A 10000-nucleotide genomic window follows, 5' to 3' on the forward strand; every position below is an offset into this window, starting at 1 on the left:
GGCCGCGCGGCAGGGGGCGCGCCGGCCACGACCGCAGGCCATCGCCCTGCAGGGAATTGGCCGTGGCGGTGGCCAGCATCTCGAGCCCCGAGAGGCTGCCGAACGGCGTGGCGGTGCCGGCACCGCCCTGGGCGCCCACCGGCCCGATCAGCACCACGGCATCGCGGATCAGGCTGCGCTTGGGATGGTTGCGCCAGCGCTCCGGATCCAGCACTTCCCAGGCCGGGATCCGCACAAAGGTGCCCTCGGGCCCGTAGAAGTTGAGCTGGCGCTGGGCATCGTCCTGGCGGCTGCGGCGCCCGGAGCGCTCCAGCACCGCCTCGGACAGCGGCTTCTGGGGACTGGCCCCCACCAGCGCCAGCACCCGTTCGCTGTAGGTGCGCGGATGGGGGTGGGCCTCGCCATGGCCGCCGGGCAGGGTGTTGGTGATGCCGATGGCGTCGGGTCCGGCCGCCAGTCGCAGGGGTTCGGCGGGCGGCGCCAGGCTCAGCCCCACGTAGCTGGTGTCGCGCACCTCCATCACCTCAGCGGCCAGCACCACGCGCCCCTCGCCCCTGCGGATGGCCGCAGCCAGGGCCTGATCATCGGCGTCACCCTCGCCGCTGCTGCCCTCGAACACCACGTTGATCGCCACGGCGGCCGGCCTGGCCTCACCGAGGCGATCGAGCAGATCGCCGTAGCGGGCTCGCGGCCACGGCAGGGTGCTCAGCCCCTCAGCCCAGGGCGGGATCGCCGCGGCCCCCTGCGACTGGTCGGCGAACCAGGCCCCCTGCTGCAGGGTGGAGTCGTCGATGGCGATCAGCACCACCGCCTGGGGCCCGGCCCGGCTGCCCCGCAGGCGCACCAGCTGGTCCTCCAGGCCCCGCTCCACCACCAGCAGCGGCTGGGGCGGGCGCGCCGTCAGCCAGCCGGCCGCCACGGCCACCAGGCCGGAGGCGAGGGCCAGAGCATGGGCACGGCGCATGGCGAAGACGAAGCGGAGCAGAGCGGGCCTCAGAAGAAGCTGGGCAAGCCGAAGATCGGCAGGGAGGGCGTGAGCGAGGAGCCAGGCAGGCGCACACCCGGCATGGCCCGGCGCAGATGGCTCTCCAGGGAGCCCATCCCCGGCAGGGACACGCTGAATCCCCTGAACAACGGCCCGCCCAGGATCGAGCTGTAGTCGCCCGAGCTGAGCCGCAGCAGGGTGAGCACCACCCCGGCAGGCGACAGCGTCACCCGCTGGCCCGCCTCCACGCGGGTGGGGGCGGCAGCGCCGGGCTCATCGGCGGGGATCGGCTCGCCGTCCCGCAGCGGCTCGATCTCCACCGCTCCCTCCAGCACGGAGAGCTCGGCCTCGCCGTCGTCGCGCACCTCCAGCAGGTAATTGGTGCCCCGCACACTCATGCGCGATGAGCGCGTGCAGCCGCTCTGGGGGCCGGACACCAGGATCTGCCCCTTCTTGAGCAGGAAGCAGCCGCTGCCCAGGCGCAGCTGGGAGAAGCGGTTCACCCGGCCCGCCGCACCGGTGTCGAAGCGGATCTGGCCGCGGCTCTTGCGGGTGCTGATCTCCTGGGGCGCGGTGGCCCGCTGCTTCAACCGGGCCTCCCGGCTGTCGATGTAAAACTCGCGGCCATCGAGGATTTCCTGCACTGTGGCCGCCTCCCGGGCCTGGGCGGGGGCGAGGGGAACCAGCAGCAGTGGCAGCACCAACAGCGCTGAAGGCAGGCGTTGAGGCCGTGGCAGCCATTGGGGCCCTGACAGCCGCTGCGGCAGAGATGTCGGCATTCCAGCCCCTGAACCGAACCAGGGGCATTCTCACCCGTGAATCATGCTTGGGCGGCCAGGCCACGCGGGGCCGCCATGGCCGCCCTGGCGACTCAGCCCTCGCTGCGCCAGCCCTGGTCTGAGGGGGTCCAGTCGCTCAGCTCGGAGGGCTGGAACCAGAGACCGATCTCAAACAGGGCCGTTTCAGGGGCATCGGAGCCGTGGATCACGTTGCGGCCGATGTTCACGGCCAGGTCGCCGCGGATCGTGCCGGGTTCGGCCTCGAGGGGTTTGGTGGCGCCGATCAGCTTGCGGGCGCTGGCAATGACGCCGTCGCCCTCCCAGACCATCGCCACCACGGGCCCCGAGGTGATGAAATCCACCAGCCCGGCGAAGAAAGGACGCTCCCGGTGCACGCCGTAGTGGTTCTCGGCCAGCTCACAGCTGGGGGTGAGCTGCTTGAGGCCCACCAGCTTGAAGCCCTTGCGCTCGAAGCGTCCCAGGATTTCAGCCACCAGGCCCCGCTGAACACCATCGGGCTTGATGGCGATGAAAGTGCGTTCGGCGGCCATGGGGTGATCGAAGGGGGTGGCGCCATCGTCCGTGGCCGGGCCACCGCTTGGCAAGCAGCCCGGCCTCAGCGGCTCTGCTGCGCCCTGCCTACATTCCTTAACGCCACACGCACGGTGCAGGGCCATGGTGCTCACCGCTCCTCCCAGCACCTGGAGCGCCGAGGACGGCGCCAGCCTCTACGGCCTGGATCGCTGGGGCGCCCCCTACTTCTCCGTCAACGCCCGCGGCCACGTGATCGTGCAGCCCCGCGGCGACCGGGGCGGCTCCCTGGATCTGGTGGAGCTGGTGCGGGAGCTGCAGGGCCGCGATCTGTCGCTGCCGCTGCTGATCCGCTTCGACGACATCCTCGAAGACCGGCTGGAGCGGCTCCACGCCGCCTTCGAGCGGGCCATCGCCCAGTACGGCTATGCCAGTCGCTACCAGGGGGTGTTCCCGGTGAAGTGCAACCAGCAGCGCCACGTGGTGGAGCAGCTGGTGGAGAGCGGCCGGCGCTGGCATTTCGGCCTGGAGGCCGGCAGCAAGGCCGAGCTGCTGATCGCCCTCTCCCTGGTGGACGACCCCCAGGCCCTGCTGATCTGCAACGGCTACAAGGATCAGCGCTACATCGAGACGGCGATCCTGGCGCGGCGGCTGGGGCGGCAGCCGGTGGTGGTGATCGAGCAGGCCGATGAGGTGGAGCGCATCATCCGGGCCAGCCATGAGCTCGGCGCCGCGCCGCTGATCGGCATCCGCGCCAAGCTCTCCAGCCGCAGCACCGGCCGCTGGGGCAGCTCCGTGGGGGAGCGGGCCAAGTTCGGCCTTTCGGTACCCGATCTGCTCAGCACGGTGGAGGCCCTGCGCCAGGCCGATCTGCTCGGTGAGCTGCGCCTGCTGCACTTCCACATCGGCAGTCAGATCAACGACATCGCCGTGCTCAAGGACGCCCTGCAGGAGGCGGGTCAGATCTACGTGGAGCTCACCCGGCTGGGAGCGCCGATGGGCCTGCTGGATGTGGGCGGCGGCCTGGGGATCGACTACGACGGCAGCCGCACGGCCACCGCCGCCTCCAAGAACTATTCGCTGCAGAACTACGCCAATGACGTGGTGGCCACGGTGCGGGAGTGCTGCGCCCCCCATGGAGTGGCCGTGCCCACCCTGGTGAGCGMGAGCGGCCGGGCCATCGCCAGCCACTTCTCGGTGCTGGTGTTCGACGTGCTCGGCACCGGCCACCCCCCCGGCGGCGTGCCCCCTGAGGAAGCCGACGAGCCGCTCACGGTGCACAACCTGCGCGAAACGCTGGCCACGATCGAGGCCAGCGCCGCGCCTGGGGCCGGCACCAGACCTGAGCTGAGCTGCGAGCTGCTGCAGGAGGCCTGGAACGATGCGCTCAAGTTCAAGGACGATGCCCTGGCCGCCTTCCGGCTGGGTTATCTGGGCCTGCCCCAGCGAGCCCGGGCCGAGCAGCTCACCTGGGCCTGCGCCGAGGCGATCGCCGACCGGCTCACCGCGCTGCCGGAGGGCACCGAGATCCCCGAGCAGCTGGGCGCCCTGCAGGCCGCCCTGGCCAGCACCTACTACGCCAATCTCTCGGTGTTCCGCTCGGCGCCGGACACCTGGGCCATCGACCAGCTGTTCCCGGTGCTGCCGATCCAGCGCCTCGACGAGCGCCCCACGGGCCTGGGCAGCTTCGCCGACCTCACCTGCGATTCCGACGGCAAGCTGGCCCGCTTCATCGACCGGGGCCAGGTGAAGTCGCTGCTGGAACTGCACCCGCCCCGCGCCGGGGAGCCCTACTGGGTGGGCCTGTTCCTGGCCGGGGCCTACCAGGAGGTGATGGGCAACCTGCAYAACCTGTTCGGCAGCACCAATGCGGTGCACATCCGCCTCGGCACATCAGGGCACTACGTGGTGGATCACGTGGTGAGGGGTGACACCAATGCCGAGGTGCTCGAAGTGATGGAGCACGACCCGCGCCAACTGCTGGAGCGGCTGCGGCTGGCCAGCGAGGAGGCGATCAACGGCGGCCAGCTGAAGATCAGCGACGCGCGCCGACTGATGGCCCACCTGGAGCACAGCCTGGGGCAGACCACCTACCTGCAGTCCTGAGGGCTTCAGCGCAGCAGCAGCACGGCCACCCAGAGCAGCTTGCAGCCCAGGTGCAGCATCTGGTCGATGCCGATGCTGTAGAGGCGACGGCACTTGCCCAGGTCGATGCCGGCGTGGAGGATCCACTCGGCGAGGCCCAGCAAGGGCACGCCGCTGATCACCGCCACCAGGAAGCCATGGATGCCGGCGTGGGCCACCAGCCACCAGCCCCAGGGCAGCACCCCCCTCACCCCCGGGCACTTCTCCAGGGCCATGCGATCGCTCTGCAGGGCGAAGTCGCCGAGGAAATGGCCCATGGCCAACAGCAGAAACAGATCCAGGCCTGTCTGGAGATCGGCCACAGGAAACGGAACAGCGATCGGAATGGAGGCCAGCGGGGAGGCTGTTGCAGCGTGGTTCCACTCTGACCCAGGCTGGGTACGGCGGTATGAGCGCGTTGTTGCGGATGGCGATCCCCGGGCTGGTGCTCACCCCGCTGCTGGTGCTCGGACTGCTGGGGCTGCACGCCTGGCTGAGGCGACGCACCCGGCTGCCGGATCTCCCCCTGCTGCTGCCCCTGGGCGCGGCCCTGGTGCACGGAGCCGTTGCCACCATCCCGGCCGGCCTGGTGGGGGCCACGGCCAGCCGCTGGCTCGCCAGCCTTGACCAGCTGCTGCTGGGCTATGCCCTGATCCGGCTGGCCACCTGGGCCGGCGTGCAGGTGCCCGGCAGCCTGGGCTGGTGGCCCCAGCCGCCGAAGATCCTGCGCGACCTGGCCATGCTGGTGCTGGCCGCCGCCTACACCGCCCTGGTGCTGCGCGAGCGGGCGGGGGTGAATCTGGTGGGGCTGTTCACCACCTCGGCGGTACTGACCGCCGTGCTGGGCCTGGCCGCCCAGGAAACGCTCAAGGACATGGTCGCCGGCATCAGCCTGCAACTCGATGCCCCCTTCAGTGAGGGCGACTGGATCGAGGTGAATGGAGAGGCGGGCGTGGTCAAGAGCGTCACCCTGATGAACACCTACCTGCAGCCCGCCGACGGCAGCCTGCTGGTGATCCCCAACGACACCGTGGCCCAGGCGATGGCGCGCTGTTTCGCGCCGCGGGCGCCGGTGGGCAACCGCTTCAGCATCGGTCTCGACTACGCCCTGCCGCCGGGCCAGGCCTGCGCCCTGCTGGAGGCGGCGATGGCCGACTGCCCCGGGGTGCTGACGGAGCCGCCACCGCGGGCCTGGGTGGGGAGCTACGCCGACAGCGCCATCACCTATGAGCTGATGGTGTGGCACCAGGGTGCCGGTGAGCTGCAACGGCTGGAGGTGCGCAGCGCCGTGCTGCAGCACATCTGGTACGCCCTCAGCCGCGCCGGCCACAGCATTCCCTACCCGGTGCGGGAGCTCAGGCCCAAAGACCCGGCCCCGGCGGCCGATGATCCCGCCCTGATCGATGTGGCCGCCCGGGCCAGGCTGCTGGGCCGCAACGGGCTGTTCCAGGAGCTGGGGGCTGAGCAGCTGGCGCGCCTGGCGCCGCTCACCCGCTGCCTGCGCTTCGGGCCGGGGGAACTGGTGATGCGCGAGGGGGATCCCAGCACCGCCCTGTTCCAGGTGGTGCAAGGCGGCGTGGACGTGCTCAAGACCAACCCCCAGGGGAGCCAGACGCGCCTGGCCAGGCTGGGCGTGGGCGACGTGTTCGGAGAGATGGGGCTCTGCACCGGCGCCCGCCGCAGCGCCAGCGTGCGCGCCACGGCGGACACCGTGCTGCTGGAGGTGGAACGCGACGACCTGCTGCCCCTGGTGGAGGCCGAACCGCAGTTCCTTGAGCAGCTGGCCCATCTGGTCAACCGCCGCCGCTGCGAACAGGAGCAGGTGTCGGCGGAGCAGGAGGCGGAGCGGGAGCTGAACCTGCTGCAGCGGATGCAGCAGCTGTTCGGCGCCATGGGGCCCGTCAGCGGGCGCAGAACCACACCTGCAGGCTGAGGCGATCGATCGGGGGCGGCAGTTCGGCGGGGTCGAAGGCGGCAGGGGCGGCMTCCGCCATCGCCCGTAGCGGCACCGGSCGCTGAGCGCCCTCCACCTGCACCTGGATCGGCAGCAACGCCTCCAGGCCCATCACCGCCGCCAGGTCGCGGGCCTGCTGCTGGGCGTCCTGGTAAGCGGACCGCAACAACTGCTGGCGGGCGGCCCGGTCCTGTTCGGGACTGGCCTCGGTGCTCACCGGCGACAACCGCACCCCCGGCAGGCCCCCCACCCGGCGCACCAGGGGCTGCAGCTGCGGCAGGGCGAGGCTGCCACTCACCCGCAGGCTGGCCACCCAGGCGGCGGGATCGCTGCCGCGGCGACTCCGCTCCCAGGTGTTGGGGGAACCGACCTCCAGCTCATCCACGGCCAGGGTGCTGAGCTCCTGCCGCAGGGTCACCAGCCGAGCTTCGAGGGCCGCCAGTGCCTCGTCGCTGCTGGCCGCCTCGGCCTCCAGGGCCAGGGAGAAGCGGAAGCGGCTGGCTTCACGCCGGAGCTCCGCCGAGCCGCGGGCCTCCAGCAGGGTGCCGCTGCACTGGAGCTGCACCTGGGCCTGGGCGAGGGCAGCGGTGGGCTGCACAACCTGGACCAGGGCCGGCAACAGAAGGGCGGGAAGCCAACGCATGGCAAGCGGGGACGACTGCTGACCAGCATGGTCTGCGTCCGGCAGAGCCGATCCAGCCGGCCCGGTCGCTCAGAAGATGCCGCGAAGCAGATTGAAGGCTCCCCGGTGAAACAGCGGTGGCTTGCGGGGACCCACCCGAGCCCCTTCAGCCGGCGACAGGGTGGGGATGTCCTCCAGCAGGGGCTGGATCAGCACGGCCTGCCGTTCCAGGCGCAGGCGCCAGGCGGGCACCACCCCAGGCGCCTGCCGCTGCACCGGCTCCCCCAGGGCGCTGAACTGCAGCACGGCCGTCTGCAGCTGAGCGGTGGCCTGGGGACTCAGGCTGCAGGCGGTGCGCTGGGGTGCCAGCAGCTGACCCTCGTCCGCCATGAAGCCGCTCGCCAAAGCGGCTGGAGCCAGGGCCCCCAGCAGCGAGCCATCCCCCAGCTCTCCTGCATTGGAGGTCCAGATCACCAGGTCCCCCTCCTGTTGCCCGGGGCCGGCCACCATGGCCTGGTAGCCGAGCACCCCGGTCTGGGGCGCCCAGCTGAGCTGCCAGCGCCCTGCCACCAGGGCGGCCTGCATGGCGATGGGCTGCAGGAAGTCGTCGCCGGGATCGAGCGCGAAGGCAATCTCCGGGATGGCCTCGCCACGCACCGTGTGGGAACCCACCAGGGAGGCCGGGGCGGGGAGGGGCGGCGAGGAGAGGCTGTTGGGCCAGCGGCCCACCACCGCTCCTGGGGCCCAGTCGGGGTTGGCGGACTCCATCAGGCGGCCGAGGCGGGTCATCGCCATGGCCATGGCCCGCTGGTCTGGCAGCAGCTGGGCCAGCTCGATCACCTCCACCGGTGGGGTGGGCCCGTCCTCCGTGCAGCCCCGGTACAGCAGCAGCCGCCCCTGGGCCTGGGAAGCATCCCAGTCGTCGGCGCTCGGCTGAGTTGCCCTGGAGTCCGTGGCGGCCGGAGGCAGCAGGGGCAGGGCCTCACCCAGGCCGAGGCCGGCGGGAATCCGGTGTTCCGCGCTGCGTTGCGACGGCAACGGCCCGGCGCTGCGCAGGGTGAGCTCCAGGCTGCGCATGGAGGCGGGCGCCTCGGCCCGGATCAGCTCCAGCACCGCGGCCGCCGAGAGGCCGCCCCCGGCGGCCGCGGCACCGAGGCCCGAGACGGTGCGGGCCTGGATCTCGTAGCTCACCGGGGTGGCCGTGGCCGCCGCTGTGGCCAGGGGCCCCAGCAGAGCGGCCGTGGCCAGAGAGCCCCACAGACCGCAGAAGTGCCGGGCCATGTCACCGTTCGGAGGGCCCTGCACCCTAGGCAGCCCCTGGCTGCTCAGCTGAGCGCCTTGCGCAGCTGCACCAGGGCCTCGGCCAGCGCCCCATCGAGAGCGGCCCCATCGCGGCCGCCGGCCTGGGCCAGGTTGGGGCGGCCGCCGCCGCCGCCGCCACAGGCCTTCGCCACCGCACCGATGAAGGCTCCCGCCTTGGGGCCGGCGGCGACCACGGCAGGACCGAAGGCGGCCACTAGCACCACCTTGCTCAGGTCCGCCGGATCGGGCAGGCCACCGAGCACCACGGCGGCACCGTCGCCGAGCCGGGCGGCCAGGTCCTGGGCCGCCCCCTGCAGGCCGGTGCCATCGACACCGTCGAGCCGCGTCACCAGCAGCCGGCAGCCCGGCTGATCCCCCTCGGCGCCCACGCGTTCGGCCTGCTGAACCAGGGCTGAGGCCTTGGCCACGGCCAGCTCGGCGCGGGCAGCCGCCAGGGCCTTGCCGGCGCCTTTGAGCTCCTCCTGCAGGGCCGCCACCCGCTCCACGATCTCGCCCGGCTGGGCCTTGAGGCGTTCCCCCAGCTGGCGCACCACCGCATCGCGCTGCTTGAGGTAGGCCAGCGCCGCCGGACCGGCCACGGCCTCGATGCGGCGGATGCCGGCGGCCACGCCGCTCTCGGCCACGATCGTGAACAGGCCGATCTCCGTGGTGTTGGCCACGTGGGTGCCGCCGCACAGCTCCATCGACACACCGGGCACATCCACCACCCGCACCACGTCGCCGTACTTCTCGCCGAACATCGCCACGGCGCCGGCGGCGCGGGCCGCCTCGATCGCCATCTCCCGCACCTCCAGCCGGTGGGCCTCGCCGATCCAGCCGTTGATCAGCGCCTCCACCTGCTCCAGCTCCTCGGCCCGCAGGGCCCGGGCGCAGTGGAAGTCGAAGCGCAGCCGCTCGAAGTCCACCAGGGAGCCGGCCTGGCTGATGGCCGGATCCACCACCTGCTTGAGCGCCGCCTGCAGCAGGTGGGTGGCGCTGTGGTGGGCCTGAACCCGCCGGCGGCAGGCCGGGTCCACCCGGGCCGTCACCAGATCCCCCACCGCCAGGCTGCCCCGCTCGACGCGGCCGTCGTGCACGAACACGCTGCGGTTGCGGCTCACCGAGGCGATGCTCACGATCACGCCGGCATCGGCGGCGGTCTGATCGCCACCGCCCAGCAGCAGGCCGCGGTCGCCCACCTGGCCGCCCCCCTCGCCGTAGAAGGGCGTGCCATCCAGCACGATCTGCACCCCATCCCCCGCCATGGCCCGCTCGGCCGGGGCGCCGTTCACCACCAGGGCCAGCACGCAGCTGGGGTGCTCCAGGGCCTCATAGCCCTTGAAGGCCGTGGGCTGCAGCGACGCCGCCAGCTGCTCGATGGCGCCCTGCAGGGTGAGATCGAGGCTCACCGCCGCGGCCTTGGCGCGCTGGCGCTGGGCCTCCATGGCCGCCTCGAAGCCCGGCAGATCCACCGTGAGCCCGTGCTCCTGGGCGATCTCCTCGGTGAGCTCCAGGGGGAAGCCGTAGGTGTCGTAGAGCTCGAAGGCCTGCTCGCCGCTGATCTGGCGGGGCCGGGTGGCCAGCACTTCAGCCAGCAGCTTCTCGCCCCGCTCGAGGGTGCCGAGGAAGCGGGCCTCCTCCCGCTCCAGCTCGCCGAGGATCAGCTCGCGGCGCTCCCGGAGCTGGGGGTAGGCCTGGCCCAT

The 10000-nt window shown here is 72.1% G+C and carries 9 protein-coding genes (1 of these 9 cut by a window edge); 2 read left to right on the forward strand and 7 right to left on the reverse strand.

What is annotated here, in order from left to right:
• The 3 genes from IQ216_RS06960 to ndk form a co-directional block, all read right to left on the reverse strand.
• On the reverse strand, positions 1 to 964 hold a 964-nt coding region (locus IQ216_RS06960; RefSeq protein WP_193814904.1), incomplete at its 3' end, for a CHASE2 domain-containing protein.
• A 29-nt stretch (positions 965 to 993) separates the two neighbouring features.
• Positions 994 to 1686 carry an iron dicitrate transport regulator FecR gene (locus IQ216_RS06965; protein ID WP_370566649.1) on the reverse strand — a complete coding sequence of 231 codons (693 nt, stop codon included), beginning with the start codon at positions 1684 to 1686 and terminating at the stop codon, positions 994 to 996.
• Between the two features lie 170 nt (positions 1687 to 1856).
• Positions 1857 to 2315 carry a nucleoside-diphosphate kinase gene (gene ndk / locus IQ216_RS06970; RefSeq protein ID WP_193814910.1) on the reverse strand — a complete coding sequence of 153 codons (459 nt, stop codon included), beginning with the start codon at positions 2313 to 2315 and terminating at the stop codon, positions 1857 to 1859.
• A 124-nt stretch (positions 2316 to 2439) separates the two neighbouring features.
• On the opposite strand from ndk, the gene speA reads away from it, so the two are divergent.
• Entirely contained in the window at positions 2440 to 4401 is a 1962-nt protein-coding gene (gene speA / locus IQ216_RS06975; protein ID WP_193814906.1) for a biosynthetic arginine decarboxylase, read from the forward strand.
• 5 nt (positions 4402 to 4406) lie between these two features.
• On the opposite strand, the gene IQ216_RS06980 is transcribed toward speA, so the two are convergent.
• A complete protein-coding gene (locus tag IQ216_RS06980; protein ID WP_370566648.1) occupies positions 4407 to 4742 on the reverse strand; it encodes a DUF3307 domain-containing protein in 336 nt (111 codons plus the stop codon).
• 86 nt (positions 4743 to 4828) lie between these two features.
• Here IQ216_RS06980 and IQ216_RS06985 point away from each other — a divergent pair, with 86 nt between their 5' ends.
• Positions 4829 to 6352, forward strand: coding sequence for a mechanosensitive ion channel family protein (locus IQ216_RS06985; protein ID WP_193814907.1), 1524 nt, complete (start codon positions 4829 to 4831; stop codon positions 6350 to 6352).
• Here IQ216_RS06985 and IQ216_RS06990 read toward each other — a convergent pair.
• The 3 genes from IQ216_RS06990 to alaS all read right to left on the reverse strand — a co-directional run.
• Positions 6321 to 7016, reverse strand: coding sequence for an SIMPL domain-containing protein (locus IQ216_RS06990; RefSeq protein ID WP_193814908.1), 696 nt, complete (start codon positions 7014 to 7016; stop codon positions 6321 to 6323). The two genes, IQ216_RS06985 and IQ216_RS06990, sit on opposite strands and share 32 nt — an antisense overlap.
• Before the next feature lie 69 nt (positions 7017 to 7085).
• Positions 7086 to 8276 carry a hypothetical protein gene (locus IQ216_RS06995; RefSeq protein WP_193814909.1) on the reverse strand — a complete coding sequence of 397 codons (1191 nt, stop codon included), beginning with the start codon at positions 8274 to 8276 and terminating at the stop codon, positions 7086 to 7088.
• Between the two features lie 44 nt (positions 8277 to 8320).
• On the reverse strand, positions 8321 to 10000 hold part of the coding region annotated (alaS, locus tag IQ216_RS07000) for an alanine--tRNA ligase (RefSeq protein WP_228007245.1) (this coding region is incomplete at its 5' end). The annotated region continues 1003 nt past the right edge of the window; 1680 of 2683 annotated nt are visible.

It is taken from the genome of Cyanobium sp. LEGE 06143 (assembly GCF_015207535.1).
Lineage (GTDB): Bacteria > Cyanobacteriota > Cyanobacteriia > PCC-6307 > Cyanobiaceae > NIES-981.